Annotated in this window: 22 protein-coding genes; 17 read left to right on the forward strand and 5 right to left on the reverse strand. The window is 69.4% G+C overall.

Annotation, left to right across the window (positions count from 1 at the left end; translation table 11 throughout):
- Positions 1 to 69: 69 nt before the first annotated feature.
- From JKG67_RS14340 to JKG67_RS14365, 6 genes are all read left to right on the forward strand, one after another.
- Positions 70 to 984: a LysR family transcriptional regulator gene (locus JKG67_RS14340; protein ID WP_203338020.1), complete on the forward strand. Its 915-nt coding sequence runs from the start codon at positions 70 to 72 to the stop codon at positions 982 to 984.
- A 408-nt stretch (positions 985 to 1,392) separates the two neighbouring features.
- Positions 1,393 to 2,631 carry an HNH endonuclease signature motif containing protein gene (locus JKG67_RS14345; RefSeq protein WP_203338021.1) on the forward strand — a complete coding sequence of 413 codons (1,239 nt, stop codon included), beginning with the start codon at positions 1,393 to 1,395 and terminating at the stop codon, positions 2,629 to 2,631.
- Between the two features lie 122 nt (positions 2,632 to 2,753).
- Positions 2,754 to 3,299, forward strand: a complete 546-nt coding sequence (locus JKG67_RS14350; protein WP_203338022.1) for a hypothetical protein — start codon at positions 2,754 to 2,756, stop codon at positions 3,297 to 3,299.
- 401 nt (positions 3,300 to 3,700) lie between these two features.
- Positions 3,701 to 4,174 carry a hypothetical protein gene (locus tag JKG67_RS14355; RefSeq protein WP_203338023.1) on the forward strand — a complete coding sequence of 158 codons (474 nt, stop codon included), beginning with the start codon at positions 3,701 to 3,703 and terminating at the stop codon, positions 4,172 to 4,174.
- A gap of 80 nt (positions 4,175 to 4,254) precedes the next feature.
- The gene (locus JKG67_RS14360) at positions 4,255 to 4,887 is read left to right on the forward strand and encodes a DUF2461 domain-containing protein (protein ID WP_203338024.1); all 633 of its coding nucleotides are present in this window, start codon (positions 4,255 to 4,257) and stop codon (positions 4,885 to 4,887) included.
- Between the two features lie 69 nt (positions 4,888 to 4,956).
- The gene (locus tag JKG67_RS14365) at positions 4,957 to 5,601 is read left to right on the forward strand and encodes a DUF998 domain-containing protein (protein WP_203338025.1); all 645 of its coding nucleotides are present in this window, start codon (positions 4,957 to 4,959) and stop codon (positions 5,599 to 5,601) included.
- 26 nt (positions 5,602 to 5,627) lie between these two features.
- On the opposite strand, the gene JKG67_RS14370 is transcribed toward JKG67_RS14365, so the two are convergent.
- Positions 5,628 to 6,167 (reverse strand): CGNR zinc finger domain-containing protein, encoded by a 540-nt coding sequence (locus tag JKG67_RS14370; RefSeq protein ID WP_203338026.1) that lies wholly within the window; start codon positions 6,165 to 6,167, stop codon positions 5,628 to 5,630.
- A gap of 39 nt (positions 6,168 to 6,206) precedes the next feature.
- On the opposite strand from JKG67_RS14370, the gene JKG67_RS14375 reads away from it, so the two are divergent.
- Positions 6,207 to 7,154 carry an EamA family transporter gene (locus tag JKG67_RS14375; RefSeq protein WP_203338027.1) on the forward strand — a complete coding sequence of 316 codons (948 nt, stop codon included), beginning with the start codon at positions 6,207 to 6,209 and terminating at the stop codon, positions 7,152 to 7,154.
- Positions 7,155 to 7,181: 27 nt separating this feature from the next.
- Positions 7,182 to 7,658, forward strand: a complete 477-nt coding sequence (locus JKG67_RS14380; RefSeq protein ID WP_203338028.1) for a hypothetical protein — start codon at positions 7,182 to 7,184, stop codon at positions 7,656 to 7,658.
- Between the two features lie 103 nt (positions 7,659 to 7,761).
- Here the strand turns inward: JKG67_RS14380 and JKG67_RS14385 are convergent, their stop codons facing one another.
- From JKG67_RS14385 to mce, 3 genes are all read right to left on the reverse strand, one after another.
- Positions 7,762 to 8,949, reverse strand: coding sequence for a coiled-coil domain-containing protein (locus JKG67_RS14385; protein ID WP_203338029.1), 1,188 nt, complete (start codon positions 8,947 to 8,949; stop codon positions 7,762 to 7,764).
- Positions 8,950 to 9,053: 104 nt separating this feature from the next.
- A complete protein-coding gene (gene ccrA, locus JKG67_RS14390) occupies positions 9,054 to 10,391 on the reverse strand; it encodes a crotonyl-CoA carboxylase/reductase (RefSeq protein ID WP_203338030.1) in 1,338 nt (445 codons plus the stop codon).
- A 116-nt stretch (positions 10,392 to 10,507) separates the two neighbouring features.
- The gene (gene mce, locus JKG67_RS14395) at positions 10,508 to 10,957 is read right to left on the reverse strand and encodes a methylmalonyl-CoA epimerase (protein WP_203338031.1); all 450 of its coding nucleotides are present in this window, start codon (positions 10,955 to 10,957) and stop codon (positions 10,508 to 10,510) included.
- 128 nt (positions 10,958 to 11,085) lie between these two features.
- On the opposite strand from mce, the gene JKG67_RS14400 reads away from it, so the two are divergent.
- From JKG67_RS14400 to JKG67_RS14425, 6 genes are all read left to right on the forward strand, one after another.
- Positions 11,086 to 12,279 (forward strand): acetyl-CoA C-acetyltransferase, encoded by a 1,194-nt coding sequence (locus tag JKG67_RS14400; protein ID WP_203338032.1) that lies wholly within the window; start codon positions 11,086 to 11,088, stop codon positions 12,277 to 12,279.
- On the forward strand, positions 12,279 to 13,283 hold the full coding sequence (meaB, locus tag JKG67_RS14405) for a methylmalonyl Co-A mutase-associated GTPase MeaB (RefSeq protein WP_203338033.1): 1,005 nt from the start codon (positions 12,279 to 12,281) through the stop codon (positions 13,281 to 13,283). The genes JKG67_RS14400 and meaB overlap by 1 nt, the downstream gene beginning before the upstream one ends.
- Before the next feature lie 108 nt (positions 13,284 to 13,391).
- Positions 13,392 to 13,562, forward strand: coding sequence for a hypothetical protein (locus JKG67_RS14410; RefSeq protein WP_203338034.1), 171 nt, complete (start codon positions 13,392 to 13,394; stop codon positions 13,560 to 13,562).
- A gap of 4 nt (positions 13,563 to 13,566) precedes the next feature.
- Positions 13,567 to 14,088: a PH domain-containing protein gene (locus tag JKG67_RS14415; protein ID WP_203338035.1), complete on the forward strand. Its 522-nt coding sequence runs from the start codon at positions 13,567 to 13,569 to the stop codon at positions 14,086 to 14,088.
- Positions 14,088 to 14,576 carry a MarR family winged helix-turn-helix transcriptional regulator gene (locus JKG67_RS14420; protein WP_203338036.1) on the forward strand — a complete coding sequence of 163 codons (489 nt, stop codon included), beginning with the start codon at positions 14,088 to 14,090 and terminating at the stop codon, positions 14,574 to 14,576. Before JKG67_RS14415 ends, JKG67_RS14420 begins: the two co-directional genes overlap by 1 nt.
- 42 nt (positions 14,577 to 14,618) lie before the next feature.
- Positions 14,619 to 15,566 (forward strand): tetratricopeptide repeat protein, encoded by a 948-nt coding sequence (locus JKG67_RS14425; RefSeq protein WP_203338037.1) that lies wholly within the window; start codon positions 14,619 to 14,621, stop codon positions 15,564 to 15,566.
- Positions 15,567 to 15,596: 30 nt separating this feature from the next.
- On the opposite strand, the gene JKG67_RS14430 is transcribed toward JKG67_RS14425, so the two are convergent.
- Positions 15,597 to 16,385 (reverse strand): NUDIX domain-containing protein, encoded by a 789-nt coding sequence (locus JKG67_RS14430; protein WP_307816581.1) that lies wholly within the window; start codon positions 16,383 to 16,385, stop codon positions 15,597 to 15,599.
- Positions 16,386 to 16,493: 108 nt separating this feature from the next.
- Here JKG67_RS14430 and JKG67_RS14435 point away from each other — a divergent pair, with 108 nt between their 5' ends.
- The 3 genes from JKG67_RS14435 to JKG67_RS14445 all read left to right on the forward strand — a co-directional run bounded on the left by JKG67_RS14435 (position 16,494) and on the right by JKG67_RS14445 (position 18,044).
- Positions 16,494 to 16,712, forward strand: a complete 219-nt coding sequence (locus JKG67_RS14435) for a hypothetical protein (RefSeq protein ID WP_203338038.1) — start codon at positions 16,494 to 16,496, stop codon at positions 16,710 to 16,712.
- A 37-nt stretch (positions 16,713 to 16,749) separates the two neighbouring features.
- Positions 16,750 to 17,529: an enoyl-CoA hydratase/isomerase family protein gene (locus JKG67_RS14440; RefSeq protein ID WP_203338039.1), complete on the forward strand. Its 780-nt coding sequence runs from the start codon at positions 16,750 to 16,752 to the stop codon at positions 17,527 to 17,529.
- Between the two features lie 83 nt (positions 17,530 to 17,612).
- A complete protein-coding gene (locus JKG67_RS14445; protein WP_307816582.1) occupies positions 17,613 to 18,044 on the forward strand; it encodes a hypothetical protein in 432 nt (143 codons plus the stop codon).
- Positions 18,045 to 18,197: the final 153 nt, after the last annotated feature.

The raw sequence follows: 18,197 nt of genomic DNA on the forward strand, positions 1-18,197 counted from the left end.
CTCCCATCGTCGACGCCAGCATGCTTAACTACAAGCATTGATTACTGGCTCTAAGCATAAGGATTAATGATGCTCAGCACCCATCGGCTCTCGCTGTTGGTCGCCTTCGCCCGGCATGGCAGCATCGCTGCCGCGGCCGAGGCTCTCGGCTACACGCCGTCGGCGGTCTCCCAGCAACTGGTCCGATTGGAGCAGGAGGCCGGGGTGGGGCTACTCGATCGCAGTGCCCGCAGCGCCGAGCTCACCGACGCCGGCCGACTGCTGGCGGAGCACGCGCAGCTGATCCTGGCTGCGGCCGAGGACGCCGAGGCTGCGCTGGCGGCCCAGGCGGGGGTCATCTCGGGCGAGGTGCGGGTGGCGGCGCTTCCGTCCGCAGCGCTGGCGTTCGCCCCGCTGCTGGTGAGGCAGTTGCGGCGGCATCGGCAACTCCGTCTGGTCTTCGTCGAGGCCGTTGGCCCGGCCGGGGTGGCGGCAGTGCGGGAGCGGGTCGCCGACATCGCCCTGGTGGAGCGTTGGGCAGGCGCGCCGGCCGCCGACCCCGCACTCTTCACGCAGCACCTGGTCCACGACCCCTTGGAACTCGCGGTCCCCCGGAGGCACTGGCTGGCCAACCCCGACGCTCCGGTCGACCTCGGCGAACTCGTCGATGAGTCCTGGATCATTGCGCCGCCGGGGGAGCCGTCCCGGGCTGGAGTCGAGCGGCTGATGGCGCCGTACGGCGGGGTGCCGGCGGGCGCTTGGGAGTTCGAAGGGCAGTCGGTGATCCTGAGCCTGGTCGCCCATGGTGCCGGCATCGCCGCGGTGCCGGCGCTGACCGCGCGGGTCGGCACTGCCGGGGTGGTTCGGCGGGCGATCCCGGGTGCGCCGGTGGCTCGGGAGATCGATGCGGTGGCGCGCACGTCGACGCTGGCCCGACCCGCCGTGGCCGCCACCCTCGCCGCCCTCCGCTCCGCCGCCCAGCAACTCCTCCTCCCCACCCCCTGACCCACCCCCCGCCCCACCCCCCGCCCCACCCCCCGACCCACCCCCCGCCCCACCCCCCGACCCACCCCCCGACCCACCCCCCGACGAAGTGGGGTTTGTGGCCGCGCGAGGTGGGGTTTGTGGCCGCGCGAGGTGGGGTTTGTGGCCGCGCGAGGTGGGGTTTGTGGCCGGTCGAAAGGGGGGTTGTGGCCGGTCGGGGGTGTCGGGGGTGGAGATTTGGTCTTGAGGTTGTGTCTATTTCCGAACTGGTGTACGTTTGATGGCAGCTGGTTCGGTGAGGTGTCTCCTCCATGTAGGGGTGTTCGAAGCCGGAACGGTGAGACGCAGCACGGTGGCAGTGACCACGGATCCGTGGCCCCCCGGCGTCGCAGTCGAGATGACTCCTGCGAACCCGAGGTGGTGACTGGCGTGTATTCGGAAGTGTTGACGCATCCGTTGATCGAGTGTGTGGCGGTGGTGGAGGAGGCGCTGGCGGGTGCGGTGGGGTGTGAGCCGTTGTACCTGCCCACCCCGGCCAAGGCCGAGGTGTTGGCGCGGCTGGTCGGGGTGCGGTCGCGGTTGGACGGGTTGTTGTTGCGGGTGATGGCCGGTGCTGGTGAGGTGGCTGAGTCGGTGGGGGCGCGTGACGTCGGTGGCTGGTTGGCGGCCGAGACTCGTCAGGATGTGCGGGCGGCCAAGGCTGATGCGAGGTTGGCGGCCGAGCTGGACCGGCGGTGGGTGGCTACCGGGGCTGCGTTGAGTAGCGGGATGGTGTCGTTGGAGCAGGCCCGGGTGATCGCCGCGGTGTTGGGTGAGGTGGCCGAGGATCTCGATGCCGAGGATCTGGTGAAGGCCGAGGCAGTGATGGTCGAGGAGGCCTCCAGGCTTGACCCGCGGGCGTTGCGGGCCCTGGGCCGGCACCTGGTGCGGGTGGTGAACCCGGAGAAGGCTGATGAGGCCGAGGCGCGGCGGCAGGCCGAGACCGACGAGCACGCCGCAGGCAGGTCCCGGCTCACTCTGCGTGAGGTCGGGGACGGGACGATGCGCATCACTGGGGTGGTGCCGGAGTCGGTAGGGCGGCGGTTGAGCGCCTATCTGGAGGCGTTCGCCCAGCCTCGTAAGCAGGCCGCGGCCGCTGATGGGCGGCGGGTGCCGCGTCCGAAGTTGTTGGCTGATGCGTTGCGGGACCTGTTGGAACGTCTCGACCCGGCCGGGCTCCCGGCCCATGGCGGTGATGCGACCACAGTGATCATCACCATGGACCTGGACCGGCTCCGTGCCGGCGTGGGCGCCGCGGGCCTGGGGTGGGACGGTGATGTCGGGATGTCTGCGGCCGAGGTACGCCGGCTTGCCTGTCAGGCCGCCCTGATCCCGATGGTGCTGGGTTCTGGCAGCGAGGTCCTGGACGTGGGCCGCAAGAGCCGACTCCACACTCCGGTGCAACGCAAAGCGATCCGGTTGCGGGACAAGCATTGTCGGGCCGAGGGGTGCACGGTGCCCGCCCAGTGGTGCGATGTGCACCACCCCCATGCCTGGAGTCAGGGTGGGGGGACCTCGGTGGCCAACGGGATGTTGTTGTGCTCCCACCACCACCACCGATCCCACGACCCCGGCTACGACCACACCCTGCTCCCCGACGGAAGCGTCAGGTACCACCGCCGCACCTGAACCAGCGTGCGGGTTCAGCGGATGGCCCTTTGTCCACAGGGAGAACCACAGGGCTTCCCCCTGTCCGGGGTGGCTGGGTAGCCTGCCTCCTGATCTGGTTGCCTTGCTCGGGAGGTCCCCTCGTGATTCTTCGACGTCGCACTGCTGTCGTCGCTGCCGTTGTTGTGGCGATGGCCGGTGCCCTGTCCGCGTGTACCGGCGACGACCCGGGGCCTGAGCCGGAGCCGACCGTCGCGCCGACCCCTGCTCCGGAGCCGGAGCCCGAGCCGACTGCGGAGCCGGTGGAGCGAGAAGACCCTGAGGACTTCATCCGCCGATGGGTCGAGGTCAGCGCTGCCATGCAGAACTCCGGCGACACGACCGACTACCGGTCCATGACGCCAGACTGCGAGCCATGCCAGGGCTTCGCCGACACCATTGAGCGCTTCTATGCGGCGGGCGGCCATGTGAAGACGAATCCGTGGCAGATCAGGGACCTTGAGTTGCATGGTCGAGTTGGCCCGGTGAGGGAGTACCGGTTCGTCGCCGAGACGAGCCAGTCTGAGTACAAGGAGTCGGCCGACGAGGAGCCCCGGACCTCAGAAGAAAACGTCTACGACGCCTACGTTGAGATCGTTCGCGCGGGTGACTCGTGGCATGTCCGTGCCTACGGCGAGTTCGTCCGATGAGCGCTCTGCGAGTGGGGACCCTGGTCCTTGTCTGGGTCCTCGTAGCCAGTCTGGCCACGTCAATTGCCGGTCCCTCCGTGGCATCAAGTCCGAACCGAGAGTGTCCGTCTGAGAACGCCGAAGCGACTGGTGACCTCGGGATGGTGTCCGGTGTCTGCAAGCGAGATGCTGCCGGGTGGGGACATGAGGCGGCCACTGCCGAGTCGCACTGGATCTACTTTCTTCGCCAGCCTTGTGACGATGGTGGGGACTGTCTCTTCACGCCGTCATGTGTACGTGGGGGAGAGGCAGGTGAGTTCTGGGAAGTCTTCCGACGCGACGCACGCCAGCCCGACGAAGGACCAGAATCCTGGGAGTACCGGGGGAGTTTCTGCAGAGTCGCAGGAGAGGATCCCTTCGCGGTGACGCCGGGGGTGGTGCAGCGGGCGTTCGAGCGGTTGGAGTGGCCGGCGGCGGAGCTGTTTGTGGAGCCGGATCGTGGGTGGACGTTGGTGCAGTTGGAGACGAACTTCTATACGACGAATACGGAGCCGAGTCGTCAGGTGGTGGTGTTGTTCGGGGTGGAGGTGGAGGTGGAGGCGTCGCCGGTGTCGTGGACGTGGCGGTTCACGGAGGGGAAGTCGGTGTGGGAGGAGCGGCATCGGGTGGTGACGACGTCGTCGCCGGGTGCTCCGTTGCCGGTGGGGTCGGTGAGTCATGTGTATCGGTGGGCGGGGCAGGTGTTTCGGCCGCGGGTGGATACGACGTATGTGGGGCGGTTCCGGGTTGATGGTGGTGGGTGGCAGGAGATTCCGGAGTCGTTGATGGTGCCGGGGGTGCCGATCGAGTTGGTGACTCGGGAGGCTGCCGCGGTGCTGGTCGACCCACAGGGCTGATCTTTGGGGAAGGTTGAGGTCACCTGGTGCACCGAGACTTCCCCGAAACGGGCGCGTCACCGCACAGGCACAATGGGGCGGTGACCTTCCAAGGCTTCCCCGTCGCCGCGCTCGACTTCTACGACGACCTCGAGGTCGACAACACCAAGTCCTTCTGGGAGTCCCACAAGGACGTCTACAAGGAGCAGGTGCACGCGCCGATGGTGGCGCTCACCGACGCCCTCGCCCCGGAGTTCGGCGCCGCCAAGGTGTTCCGGCCCTACCGGGATGTCCGGTTCAGCAGGGACAAGGCGCCCTACAAGACCCATCAGGGTGCCTTCGTCGGGCTCGCCCCGGCTGCCGGTTGGTACGTCGAACTCTCGGCCCGCGGCGTGCGTGTCGGCGGTGGCTTCTACGAGGCCGACAGCACCCGACTGGCGGCCTTTCGGGCCGCCGTACAGGATCGCCGCCAGGGTGCGGCACTGGAGCGGGTGGTCGCCCAACTCAACGCGAGCGGCTGGACGATCGAGGGCGATCGGCTCAAGACCTCTCCGCGGGGCATCTCTGCCGACCATCCGCGGATCGAACTATTGAGGCATCGCTCCCTGGTCGGCATGCGCAGCTATGGGTTCGAGCCGGTCATCCACACCCCCGAACTCCTCGATCGGATCCGGGCGGACTGGAGGGCCCTGCACCCGCTGAATGACTGGTGCGCCACGGCGCTCGCCGAGTGAACTCGGTGTCGTCACGCACGACCACCACGATGCCGCTGCGGTGCCTCGCGCAACGACTAGGGTGACCTGATGCCCTTGGCACAAGGACGACGGCGCCTCGGAGTCGCCGGGGTCTGGGCTGAGCGCTGGGGAGCGCTGGCCCTGCTCATGCGCCCGGCCTACATCGCGATCGAGTTCGTTGTGGCCGCGGCAACGACGGGCCGCTACAGCTTCCTCTCCGATTCGGTGAGCCGACTCGGTGAGGTCGGTTGCCTGGCGACGTACTGCTCGCCGCGACACGAACTGATGAACGGCTCGTTCATGGTCTTCGGTGCGCTGCTGGCCGGCGGTGCGGTGCTGCTCGCGCGCTCTCTCGGGCCCTGGGTGACGGGGCTGCTCGTGGTCTCCGGGCTGAGCTCGGTCGCCACCGGCCTCGCGCCCCTTGACCAGGACGCCACCCTGCACGCGATGGCCGCGGCACCGTTGTTCGTGGCGCAGCCGATCGCGCTCATCCTTCTCAGTGCGCGAGTGCGGCACGACGGGCCGCGACTGGCCGGGGCGCTGTTGGCCGCGGGGGCTGTCACCGGCACGGCGGCCGTGTTGTTCGTGCTCTCCGGTGACAACCCTGCGTCGGGTGCCCTCGAACGCCTCGCTCTATGGCCGGTGCTGATCGTGCTGGCTTGGTTCGCGTTGACACGACTCAATTCCGATGGCCGTTCGGACCACGGTCATTGACGGGCCAGCGCCCAGACGAGCCAGGCTCAGGAGTCCTCGGCCTGCCGGGCCCGGAAGGACGCCTGGGCGTGCCGATTGCCGCAGGCGGTGCTGCAGAAGCGTTTGGACCGGTTCCGGGAGAGGTCGAGAACGATGCCGGTGCAACCGTCGTCGGCGCAGGTGCTGAACCGGCTCATCTCGTCGGCACGAATCACGTCGATCATCGCCATCGCGGTCTCGACCAGGACCCGGGTCGCCAGCGGCTTGTCCGGATCCACGGCATGCAGATGCCAGTCCCAGCCCGAGTGGCGCACCAACTGGGGGAGGGCGTCGGCCTCCCGCAGCATCGTGTTGACCTGCTCGACGGCCTGGTCCCGACTGCTGGTGATCAACTCCCGCAGCCTGGGCCGCAGGGCCCGGACCGCCGCCACGTCATCCTCGGACTGCGGGGGAGAGCCGGAGTACTCATGGTCGTCGAAGAACGCGTTGAGCTCCTCGAGGGAGCCCAACTCATCGGGGTCGCCGGCCGTGTTCACCAGGTCGACGGCGGCGATCAGGGACGCGCGGGTGTCATGAGCGAAAACCACTTTGACAGATTACCCCATCTCCACGTAGCGTAATGCCCTATGACCACGTTGACTCATGACGCCGGCTCGCGCTCGGTGTCCGCCGCCCTGCCGGGCATCGGCTACGCCCTCGTCTCCGCGCTCGCCTTCGGAATGGCCGGTTCGCTGGCCAAGGGGCTGGTCGAGGCAGGCTGGAGCACCGGCGCGGTGGCCGTGGTCAGGATCCTCGGAGGCTTCGCGGTGCTCGCCATCCCCGCGGCGATGGCGATGCGCGGCCGGTGGTCGCTGCTGGGTGACAACACCCGGTTCATCGCTCTGTACGGCGTCACCGCGGTCGCGGTCGCCCAGTTCTGCTTCTTCTCCGCGGTGGTGCACCTGCAGGTCGGGGTGGCGTTGCTGATCGAGTACACCGCCCCGGTGCTGGTGGTGGCCTGGTTCTGGTTCCGGCACGGGGCCGTGCCCACCCGGACCACCGTGATCGGGATGGTGCTGGCCGGTCTCGGCCTGGTGCTGCTGCTCGACCTGGCCGGGGCCGGGGTGAACCTGGTCGGCGTGCTGTGGGGCCTCGGTGCGATGGCCGGGCTGGCGATGTACTTCGTGCTGTCGGCACAGGAGCGGGCCGGCCTGCCGCCCCTGGTGCTGGCGGCCGGGGGCCTGCTCGTCGGCGGCCTGGCCCTGCTGGCTGCCGGGGCACTGGGCCTGATCCCGCTCGCCGCGGCCTTCGTCGAGGTGCCACTGGCCGGAGCGTCGGTGGCCTGGTGGGTGCCGATGGCGGCGCTTGTGGTGCTCGCCTCGGCGCTGGCCTACGTGACCGGGATCGAGGCCACCCGTCGACTCGGTGCGCGGTTCGCCTCCTTCGTCGGGTTGGCCGAGGTGGTGGCGGCGCTGCTGTTCGCCTGGCTGCTGCTGTCTGAACTCCCCGGCCTGGTCCAGCTCCTCGGCGGCGTGCTGGTGCTGGCCGGGGTGGTCGCGGTCAAGGCCGGCGAACGGCCACTGGTGGCCGCCTGACCACCTGAGTCATGCAATGATCCGGGCGTGAGTGCACTGTTTCGGATCGTCTCCTTGGCCCTGATCGGCGCGTTGCTCGTCGCCTGCTCTTCCGACGACGATGGCTCGGCCACGGACCCCGTCGGCGCGGAATCGCCCCCTGAAACGAACGGGGACCCCAACGGCGACACGAACGGCTCGGAGTCGCCGCCGGCCACGGGTGTGCCCGGCATCAGCCCTGTCTCCACCCACTCCGGTGACTCACTCGGAATGGACGCGCTGCTCACCGGTGAGCTCACCCTCACCGCGGGGTGCCTGACCGTGGTGGTCGAGGACGGCTCGGCCACGATCCCGGTCTTCCCGCGAGGCACGGCGCACTGGAACGACGACCTGCTCGTGGTCGGTGCGGCCGAGTACGCACCCGGCGACGAGGTGGCCTTCGGCGGCGGCTTCGGTGACCCCGACGTCCAGATCAACGTGCCGCCGACCTGCGAGTCGGCAGAGCTCTTCTGGGTCAACCCCTGAGACCAAGCGAGGGCCAGAGGCCCTGAGACCAAGCGAGGGCCGTAGGCCCTGAGACAGAGCGAGGGCCCGAGGTCAACTGACCTCGGGCCCTCGTCATCGCGGCTCAGTCGTCGTCGCCGAACCCCGACATCACGTCGCGCAGCGCGGTGAGCTGGGCGCCGATCGCGTCGCGTCGCTTGGCCATCCGGTCGACCTCGGCCCGGACCGCGGCGAGCTCCCGCTCCGCCTCGGCCTGACCGGTCAACGTCAGCGACTCGGCCTGGGTGCGAGCGGAGTTCACGATCTGCTCCGCCTCCCGACGAGCCCGGGACAGGGTCGCCTCGGCCTCGGACTGGGCCTGCTGCCGCGCACTGTTCGCCTGAGCGAGCGCCTCGGAAGCGCGCCGCTCCGCCGCCTCGGCCCGCAGCTCTGCCTCCTCGACGAGCTTCTTGGTCTCACCCATCGCACTGGCGTGGTGGTCGCTGGCCTCCCGGGCCAGACGCTCCTTCTCCACCGCCAGCATCCGGCGGGCCTCCTGCACCTCACGGTCCGCGCCAGCGCGCACCTTCTCGGCCTCCAACTGGGCGCCGGTGCGGAGCTCGTTGACCTCCTGCTCGGCGGCCAGGCGCAGCTGGTCCGCCTCGCGACGGGCCGCGGCTCGCACATCCTGGGCCTCGGACTGGGCCAGCGAACGCTCCTGCTCGGCCTCGGCCATGATCCGAGCCCGCGTGTCATCGAGGTCGGACAACTGCACCGACCGCATGTCCTCGGCCTCACGGGCGGCATCGGAGCGGATCGCCTTGGCGTCGCGGGTGGCCTGCTCGCGAATCTCCGCAGCCTCGCGGTGGGCCTCCTCCCGCACCTCGGAAGCCTCCTCCTCGGCAAGCCTCAGCATGGCGCTGGCACGCCCACCCAGACCGGCGTACGACGGCTTCTCCGCCTCGTCGAGCTGCTTCTTCAGCTGACCTAGCTGCTTCTCGAGCTCGATCACCCGCCGCTCGCTCGCCTCCAGGCTGTTGCCCAGGCCGGACTTCTCGGTGAGCAGTTGACGCACCGCGGTGTCGACCGCGGCCGGGTCGTAGCCGCCCTTGCGCACCTGGGTGAACGAAGGGGCCTGGACGGGGCGTGGCGCCGCTTGGGTCGGCGCCGGTGCTGTCGGGGCGGCCGCCGGTGCCTTCGGCGCGGCTGCCGGCGGGCCGGGCTGCTTCGGCACTGCAGGGATCACCTGGGTGCGCTCGGAGTCCGGGCCGCCGCGGTTGTCGGCGGTGTCGGTGTCGTTCTCGTCGAAGATGGACAGGCCCTCTTCAGTCATGGTTGCAACTTTCCCTCAAGAGTTGGAATGGGAGCGGGGACACTGGTCACCCACAGGTGACCAGTGTCCCCGATCGGACAACCTGGTTGCTAGACGCGCGCCGATCAGATCCCGCGGAACCGGTTGATCGCGTCCAGGTGCTGCTCGCGCATCTCGGTGTTCAGCACGCCCAACCCCTCTTCGGGGGACAGGCAGAGCACGCCGACCTTGCCCTGGTGCTTGTTGTGGTGCACGTCCAAGGAGGCCTGGCCGGTCTCCTCCAGCGTGTAGGTCCGCGACAGGGTCGGGTGGATCTTGCCCTGGGCGATGAGGCGGTTGGCCTCCCACGACTCGCGGTAGTTCGCGAAGTGGCTGGAGATGATCCGCTTCAGGTTCATCCACAGGTAGCGGTTGTCGTACTCGTGCATGTAGCCCGTGGTCGACGCGCAGGTGGTGATGGTGCCGCCCTTGCGGGTCACGAACACGCTCGCCCCGAAGGTCTCCCGGCCGGGGTGCTCGAAGACGATGTCGATGTCCTCGCCGCCGGTCAGCTCGCGGATGGCGGCGCCGAAGCGCTTCCACTCCTTGGGGTTCTGCTGGGTGCCCTCGTCGTTCCAGAACTTCGGCGCGAGTTCGGAGCGGTTGATGACCATCTCCGCACCCATCGAGCGGACGATGTTCGCCTTCTCCTCGTTGGAGACCACGCAGACCGGGTTCGCGCCGCCGTTGAGGGCGTACTGGGTCGCGAAGCCGCCGAGGCCACCGGAGGCGCCCCAGATCAGCACGTTGTCGCCCTGCTTCATGTTGCCGCCGTTGGTCGAGACCAGCTGCCGGTAGGCGGTGCAGTTCACCAGACCGGGGGAGGCGGCCTCCTCCCAGGTGAGGTGCTCGGGCTTGGGCATCAGCTGGTTGGCCTTGACCATGGCGACGTCGGCGAGGCCGCCGAAGTTGGTCTCGAAGCCCCAGATCCGCTGCGAGGAGTCGAGCATCGTGTCGTTGTGGCCGTCGGGCGACTCCAACTCCACCGAGAGGCAGTGCGCGACGACGCGGTCGCCCGGCTTCCACTTGGTGACGCCGGCGCCGACCGCCAGCACCACGCCGGACAGGTCCGAGCCCACGATGTGGTACGGCAGGTCGTGACGCTTGGCGAGCTCGGACTCACGGCCGTAGCGCTCCAAGAAGCCGAAGGTCGAGACCGGCTCGAAGATCGACGTCCAGACGGTGTTGTAGTTGATCGCCGAGGCCATCACGGCGACGATCGCCTCGCCCGGGCCGAGCTCGGGCATCGGGACCTCGTCGAGGTGGAGCGACTTGCGCGGGTCCTTCTCCTTGCTCGGGATGCCCTCGAACATGTCGACCTCGTCCTTGTGGACGGTGACAGCCCGGTAGGACTCCGGAAGCGAGATGTTGGCGAACTCGTCGGCCGACGCACCGGCGACGATCGCGTCCAGGATGTTCTGCACTCTGATTCACTCCTAGGGGGTTCGGATCGCGCACAACATACCCAGCAGTAGCGGTGCGGTGGGGGTTACGTGGCGGACGTCTCAGTTCCGGGACACTTCGGGACGTTCCGGGCGCCTCAGTGGGCGTCGGGGGAGGGCTCCACCAGCTCGACCAGCACACCGCCGGCGTCCTTGGGGTGGATGAAGTTCACCCGAGAGTTCGAGGTGCCGCGCTTGGGGACGTCGTACAGCAGCCGCACACCGCGCTCGCGAAGGACGTCGCAGGCGGCGTCGATGTCGCTGACCCGGTAGGCGAGCTGCTGCAGGCCGGGGCCGCTGCGGTCCAAGAACTTGCCGATCGTGGTGTCCGGCGACAGCGGAGCCAGCAACTGGATGTGCGCGCCGGTGTCACCGACAGCCACCATCGCCTCACGGACGCCCTGCTCCTCGTTGGTCTCGGTGTGCGCGACCCGCATCCCGAACTTCTCGGTGTAGAGCGCGATCGCCTCGTCCAGGTCCGGGACCGCGATGCCGACGTGGTCGATCGCGGTGAACAGGTGTCCGAGGCTCGATTGGATGTCAGTCATACCGACCATGGTGGCGGCTCGGCGGGGCCTCCGGGTGACCGGGTCCACATCCGGGACATCTGTCTCAGGTGCGGGGTGGAGGACTACAGTCGTGATCGTCAAGACTTTCACTCGTCGTAGGAGGAACCATGTCCCGATCCGTCATCGTTGCCGGGGCGCGTACCCCGGTTGGTCGCCTGTCGGGGGCTCTCAAGGCCCTGTCCGGTGCTGACCTCGGTGGCGTGGCGATCAAGGGCGCCCTCGAGAAGGCCGGTGTCTCCGGCGACCAGGTCGACTACGTGATCATGGGTCAGGTCATCCAGGCCGGCACCGGCCAGATCACCGCCCGCCAGGCCGCCGTCAAGGGCGGCATCCCGATGAACGTCCCCGCGATCACCATCAACAAGGTGTGCCTCTCGGGTGTCAACGCGATCGCGATGGCCGACCAGCTCATCCGGGCCGGGGAGCACGAGATCATCGTCGCCGGCGGCTTCGAGTCGATGACCAACGCCCCGCACCTGCTGCCGAAGTCCCGCGAGGGCCTCAAGTACGGCAACAACACCCTGGTCGACTCGATGGAGTACGACGCGCTCTGGGACCAGTTCACCAACCAGGGCATGGGTGGGCTCACCGACGGCATCAACCGCGACCGCACCACCAAGCTGACCCGTGAGGAGCAGGACGCGTTCGCGGCCCGCTCGCACCAGCTGGCCGCCGCGGCCTGGAAGAACGGCGTCTTCGCCGACGAGGTCGTCCCGGTCGAGATCCCGCAGCGCAAGGGTGACCCGATCGTGGTCTCCGAGGACGAGGGCATCCGCGGTGAGACCACCGCCGAGTCGCTCGGCAAGCTGCGCCCCGCCTTCCACCCCGAGGGCACCATCACCGCCGGCTCGGCCTCGCAGATCTCCGACGGTGCCGCCGCGCTGATCATCATGAGCAAGGAGAAGGCCGAGGAGCTCGGTCTGGAATGGCTCGCCGAGATCGGCGCCTCCGGCCAGGTCGCCGGCCCCGACTCCTCGCTGCAGCTGCAGCCTGCGGAGGCGATCAAGGCCGCCGTGGCCAAGGAGGGCATCGAGGTCTCCGACATCGACCTGTTCGAGCTCAACGAGGCCTTCGCCGCGGTCGGCATCGAGTCGGCCCGGGCACTGGGTGTGGACGAGGACATCGTCAACGTCAACGGTGGCGCCATCGCCATCGGCCACCCGCTGGGCATGTCCGGCGCCCGGATCACGCTGCACCTCGCGCTGGAGCTCAAGCGGCGCGGTGGCGGCATCGGTGCGGCGGCGCTGTGTGGTGGCGGCGGTCAGGGCGACGCGCTGATCGTGCGCGTGCCCAAGGCCTGATGACCACAGATCAACCCAGAGCTGCGGCCGGCCGACCCTCAGGTCGGTCGGCCGCAGCTGTTCCCGAGCTCCTCGCCGCCGCTCGGGAGGGCCAGCCTCGGGCGGTGGCCCGGCTGATCAGCCTGGTCGAGGACGGATCCGACCTGCTGCGCGAGGTGATGGCCGGCCTGGCTGCCCATGTCGGCGGTGCGCACATCGTCGGCATCACCGGTGCGCCCGGGGTCGGCAAGTCGACCTCGACCAACGCGCTGGTGACCGAGTTGCGCCAGCGCGACCTCCGGGTCGCCGTACTCGCGGTCGATCCGTCGTCCCCGTTCTCCGGCGGCGCCCTGCTGGGAGACCGGATCCGGATGGCCGACCACACCGTCGACCCCGGCGTGTTCATCCGGTCGATGGCCTCCCGAGGGCATCTGGGCGGCCTCTCCTGGAGTGCCCCCCAGGCGATCCGGGTGCTGGATGCGGCGGGCTTCGACGTGGTGCTCGTCGAGACCGTGGGCGTCGGCCAGAGCGAGGTCGAGATCGCCGCGCTCGCCGACACCACGCTGGTGCTCCTCGCCCCGGGGATGGGGGACGGGATCCAGGCCGCCAAGGCCGGCATCCTGGAGATCGGCGACCTGTACGTCGTCAACAAGGCCGACCGCGACGGCGCCGAGAAGGTGCAGCGCGACATCCGGTCGATGCTCCGGCTGGCGGACCGGGCCGAGGGCGCCTGGCAGCCGCCGGTGCTGGCCACCGTGGCCATGAAGCAGCAGGGGTTCGCCGAGGTCGTGGATGCGCTCACCGAGCACCGCACCTGGCTCGGCGACAGCGGTGCGCTGTCGCGTCGTCGGGCTCGCCGCGCCCGCGACGAGATCCAGGCGATCGCCGTCGCCGAACTCCGGTCCCGGTGGCGCGACGTCGGGCGGGGGCCCGATCTCGACCGGCTCGCCGCCGCAGTGGCCACCGGCGACCTCGACCCGTACACGGCCGCGGATCGGCTGCTCGCCGAGCACTCGAGTGGTTGACCACGAACTCCGGCGGCGCGCCTGGCCCGTCGTCGAGCCTGATCCTGCTAGGAATGGAATGAGCACTTCTGTGCGCCCACGACTCACACGCCTGCGGAGGGACTGCGGATGAACGCCAAGAACGCGCTGATCGTCCTGGTGGCGGTCTTCCTCGGGTTCTGGATGTTCACCGACCCGAGTGGGCTCGCCGAGGTCTCCCGCACGGCCGGCCTGGCGGTCTGGGACGGCCTGGGCTCGGTCTTCGGAGCCCTGATCAGCTTCATCGCCGAGTTGTTCTGATCCGATGGGCCTGGCCCGCGCCATCACCGACCCGCAGGTCGGCAGGCATCTGCTCCGCGACGAGGGCGAGGTCATCGTCGACGAGGTCCGGCACCACTGGATCGCCTTCGTGCCCTCCACGGGCATCGTGCTGGTCGCGGTGGCGATGTTCGCCGGCACCCCGTTCCTGCCGGTCGACCTGGCCTGGTTCCCGATCCTGGTGTCGTTCGCGGTGCTGCTCATCGGCTGCTACCGGTGGCTCTACGTGTGGACGGACCGCTTCGTGATCACCAACATGCGGGTCTTCCGGGTGCACGGCGTACTGGCCAGGCAGCACGCCACCATGCCGTTGGCGCGGATCCTGGACATCACCGTCCGCAAGCCGGTGCTGGGGCGGATCCTCGGCTACGGACACTTCATCTTCGAGTCCGCAGCCCAGGAGCAGGGCCTCCGCGACATCCGGTTCATCGGCCGCCCCTACCAACGCGACCTGGCGATCCAGCGGGTCGTGCAACGGGCAGGTCTCCGTGGGCCGAGGGTGAACTGATGACGTTGCCCTTCGACCCCATCGACGAGGCCGCCCGCCAGTGGGGACTGCGCTGGCAGGGTGTCCCGGCCATGCACGCAGTGACCTCGCTGATGCGCGTGCAGCAACTGGTCATCGGGCGGCTGGACGCACTGCTCAAGCCGCATGGGCTCACCTTCGCCCGCTACGAGGCGCTGGTGCTGCTGGTGTTCTCCTCGCAGGGCTCGCTGCCGCTGGGCAAGATGGGGGAGCGGCTCCAGGTGCACCCCACCTCGGTCACCTCGATCATCCGCCGACTCGTCCACGACGGACTGGTGGACCGCACTCCCCATCCCGAGGACGGTCGCACCGTGCTGGCGGTGATCACTGCCGCCGGGCGCGACGTCGTCGAGGCGGCCACCCGGGACCTGGTCGAGGCGGATTTCGCGCTCGGGGCGCTCTCGGTCGAGGACCTCACCCGTCTCTCGGAACTGCTGCGACCGGTGCGCCGCGACGCCGGCGACTACTGACCCGCCTACGCTCTCGGACGGGCCCTTCCTAGGATGGGTCCCATGACGCAGCAGCCGTTCAGCCGCCCCGGCGCGATCGACCTCTCCGCTCTCCGCAAGCCGGCGCCTGCGCCGACCCAGGGCGCCGCCCCGACTGGCGGGGCGCCGGGTACGGCGTACTCGGTGCGGATCGACGAGCAGAGCTTCCAGTCGGTGCTCGAGGCGTCGATGATCGCACCGGTGGTGCTGGTCTTCACCTCCCCGTCACAGTCGCCCGAGTCGGTGCAGATGGCCGACGACGTGACCGCGGTCGCGGACGAGCACGAGGGCCGCTTCCTGGCCGGGGTGATCGACGTGGATGCGACGCCGGCGATCGCCAGCGCCATGCAGATCCCGCAGGTGCCGCTGATGCTGATCCTCCTTGACGGGCGACCGGTCACTCAGCCGATCCCCGGCCCGCTGGGCATCGACGACATCCGGGCGATGTTCAACCAATTGGCCCAGCAACTCACCGCGCAGGGGATCACCACGCGGCACCAGCCGCGGGCGGCCGCGGCCGCCGAGCCGGGGACCGGGGGCGCCGAGGGAGAGCCGGAGGTCGACCCCCGCTACGCCGCGGCCCAGGATGCGCTGGGTGACGGCGACATCGACACCGCGGTGGCCGAGTACCAGAAGCTCGTGGACGCCAACCCGTCCGACGCCGAAGCGGTGGCCGGGCTGGCGATGGCCAAGGTGTTGCAGCGGACCCAGGGCGTGGACCTCAACGCCGCCCGGGAGGCTGCGGCGCAACGACCCGACGACGTGGAGGCGCAGACGCTGGTGGCCGACCTGGACCTGCTCGGCGGCCACGTCGAGGATGCGTTCGGCCGGCTCATCGAGCTGGTACGACGCACCTCGGGCAAGGAGCGGGAGGCCGCTCGCGAGCACCTGATCGGCCTCTTCGGAGCGGTGGGCAACGACGACCCCCGAGTGCTCCGCGGGCGGCAGAACCTCGCCTCGGCGCTCTTCTGAGCGGAGCGGTTCGGCGGTCGGCCGGGTGGCTCAGCCGCGTCCGGATTCGGTGTACGACGGGGCGTCCGGATCGTTGGCCGCCGCCAGCGCCGCCTCCACTCGCCGGGCGGTGTAGTCCGAGCACAGCTCCTGGACCTCGGCCACGGTGGCGAACCGGATCGCCTTGATCTCCCGCTCGTCGCGGACAGCCCGGTCAACGAGATCGGGGTCGTGCACGCCGCCGTCGAAGACCAGGCAGATCGCGTCGTCCCAACCGCCCCACGGCGGCAACCAGTCGGTGAGCAGCAGGCGCCCCGACTTCACGTCGATCGCAAGCTCCTCGCCGACCTCCCGGCCGGCCGCCAGTTGCGGCGACTCGCCCACCTCGACGACACCTCCGGGCAGGTCCCAGTCGGGCTTGTAGGTGAGCTGACACAGCAGCACCCGGTCCGCGGGGTCGCGGAGCAGCAACTGGCTGATGCCCCGCTTGCGGGGCAGGAACGAGTTCAGCAGCCCGCGGAAGCCGTCGGGGGTGTCCGGCGCCGGGTCGGTGCGTAGCCGGGCGAAGAGGACCCGGTCCGCGCGGCTGTCCGCGGTCCTGACGCCACCCCGGACGATGCCCTCACGGAACAGCCCCGCCCAGGCGGCCACCCGGTGGACGATCGGGTCATCGGTGGGGGTCAGCATCTCGACCCGCTCGAAGTCGCGCAGCGCGGCCTCGACCACCAGGCGCAACTCACCGACGGCCGCTACCCAGTCCTCGCCCGGCTGCGGAGCCTCGATGCGTGCGACGCCGTCGCCGAGGCTGGTGATCGCGGGAGTTGGGGCGGGGGAGGTCACTCAGGTAGCGTATCCGGGCCGCTCCCAGTCAACTCCACGAGTTGCGTCATGGTGGCGTTCCACGGGCGTCACCACGGTGACAGCCTCACTTGCGACGGGGAAAGGCCGATGAGTCCACTCGAGACGTTCTTCGTGCTGCTCAGCGCGGCTGGGCTCCTCGTCGTTCTGGGGGGAATGGTGGTGCGACACCGTCGCATCCACGCCGAGCACTGGCTGTGGAAGCGGCGCCGGCTGCAGACCGCGCGGCTGCTGCTGTCCTGCGGCGCCGTGCTGTTCGGTGTCGGGATGGTCGCCCTGCTCGTCGTGGAACCGGCCAGCGCCCACTGACCGGGCTCGGGGCACCCGATCGCTAGGCTGCGTCGTCATGACTGAGTTCGTGACCCTGGACGTGACCGACGGCGTCGGCACCATTCGGCTGGACCGCCCGAAGATGAACGCGATCTCCTTCCAGGTGCAGGAGGAGTTGCGCACCGTGGCTGCCGAGGCCACCGCACGTGACGACGTCAGGGCCGTGGTGCTCTACGGCGGTGAGCGTCTCTTCGCTGCCGGCAACGACGTCAAGGAGATGTCCGAGCTCTCCTACGCCGACATGGTCAAGGCGACCCGGGGCGTCTCCCAGGCGGCCACCGCGATCGCGGAGATCCCGAAGCCGGTGGTGGCGGCGGTGACCGGCTACGCCCTCGGCGGTGGCTGTGAGTTGACGCTGGCCGCGGATGTGCGGATCGCCGCCGAGAACGCGACCTTCGGTCAGCCCGAGGTGCTGCTGGGCATCATTCCCGGCGCTGGCGGCACCCAGCGACTGGCCCGACTGGTGGGGCCCAGCAAGGCCAAGGACCTGATCTTCACCGGTCGGTTCGTCAAGGCCGAGGAGGCGCTGGCGATCGGCCTGGTCGACAAGGTGGTGCCGGCCGACTCCGTCTACACCGAAGCGGTGGCCTGGGCGAGCCAGTTCACCGGTGCCGCCGCGTTGGCACTGCGGGCGGCCAAGGAGTGCATCGACCGTGGCCTGGAGACCGACCTGGCCACCGGACTGGCCATCGAGCAGCAGCAGTTCGCGGCGGTCTTCGCCACCGAGGACCGGACCCTGGGGATGCAGTCGTTCCTCGAGAACGGCCCGGGCAAGGCGCGCTTCGTCGGACGTTGAGTGAGATGTGGGTCACCGGGCCGTAGAGTGACCCCGAAGTCATGCATCCGGGAGCCCGGGTGCCCGAGCAGGAGGAGTGAGCCGTGGCCAGCGACAGCAGCGAGCCCCAGGGCAACGAAGCCCCGGAGCCCTCGGGCAGCAAGTCGGTCAGCAAGGACGAGGGCGCCTCGACCGACGAGAAGACCACCGGTGGACGTCGTACCCCCGACATCGACGTCGCCGTGCTGCGAGCCAAGATCGCTCAGGTCGTCTGGGTGGTCTGTGTCGTGCTGGCCCTCTTCCTGGCCGTCGGCGCCCTCTGCATCGCGCTGGGCGCCAACGAGAACAACGGACTCGTCTCCTTCGTGCTCTCCATGGCCGACACCGCCGGCCTGGGGGTGTTCTCGCTCGAGGACGGGATCAAGACCTTCGACGGTGAGAACGCCGAGATCAAGAACGCTCTGTTCAACTGGGGTCTGGGCGCCATTTTCTGGTTGATCCTGGGTCGGGTGCTGGACCGCGTCATCCGTCCCTGAGCATCGTCGTACCACGCCGATCGCGACGGGCTGTGACCCATCGCACGGTGGCACGGAGTTCCGCAGGAGTGCTTGCCACTAGTAGCCTCCACAACCACATCGAGAGCACAGGAGGGGCCGAACCGGCCGCACGCCATGAACATTGTTGTCTGT

This window comes from Nocardioides limicola (assembly GCF_016827675.1).
GTDB classification, from domain to species: Bacteria; Actinomycetota; Actinomycetes; order Propionibacteriales; family Nocardioidaceae; genus Nocardioides; species Nocardioides limicola.

Bases quoted from the DNA above. Each gene is read 5' to 3' on its own strand.
- JKG67_RS14440 (WP_203338039.1), top strand. From the start codon at position 16,750: ATGACTGAGTTCGTGACCCTGGACGTGACCGACGGCGTCGGCACCATT.
- JKG67_RS14340 (WP_203338020.1), top strand. From the start codon at position 70: ATGCTCAGCACCCATCGGCTCTCGCTGTTGGTCGCCTTCGCCCGGCAT.
- JKG67_RS14365 (WP_203338025.1), top strand. From the start codon at position 4,957: ATGCCCTTGGCACAAGGACGACGGCGCCTCGGAGTCGCCGGGGTCTGG.
- JKG67_RS14410 (WP_203338034.1), top strand. From the start codon at position 13,392: ATGAACGCCAAGAACGCGCTGATCGTCCTGGTGGCGGTCTTCCTCGGG.
- JKG67_RS14375 (WP_203338027.1), top strand. From the start codon at position 6,207: ATGACCACGTTGACTCATGACGCCGGCTCGCGCTCGGTGTCCGCCGCC.
- meaB (WP_203338033.1), top strand. From the start codon at position 12,279: ATGACCACAGATCAACCCAGAGCTGCGGCCGGCCGACCCTCAGGTCGG.
- JKG67_RS14425 (WP_203338037.1), top strand. From the start codon at position 14,619: ATGACGCAGCAGCCGTTCAGCCGCCCCGGCGCGATCGACCTCTCCGCT.
- mce (WP_203338031.1), bottom strand. From the start codon at position 10,957: ATGACTGACATCCAATCGAGCCTCGGACACCTGTTCACCGCGATCGAC.
- JKG67_RS14385 (WP_203338029.1), bottom strand. From the start codon at position 8,949: ATGACTGAAGAGGGCCTGTCCATCTTCGACGAGAACGACACCGACACC.
- JKG67_RS14435 (WP_203338038.1), top strand. From the start codon at position 16,494: ATGAGTCCACTCGAGACGTTCTTCGTGCTGCTCAGCGCGGCTGGGCTC.
- JKG67_RS14400 (WP_203338032.1), top strand. From the start codon at position 11,086: ATGTCCCGATCCGTCATCGTTGCCGGGGCGCGTACCCCGGTTGGTCGC.
- JKG67_RS14415 (WP_203338035.1), top strand. From the start codon at position 13,567: ATGGGCCTGGCCCGCGCCATCACCGACCCGCAGGTCGGCAGGCATCTG.
- JKG67_RS14420 (WP_203338036.1), top strand. From the start codon at position 14,088: ATGACGTTGCCCTTCGACCCCATCGACGAGGCCGCCCGCCAGTGGGGA.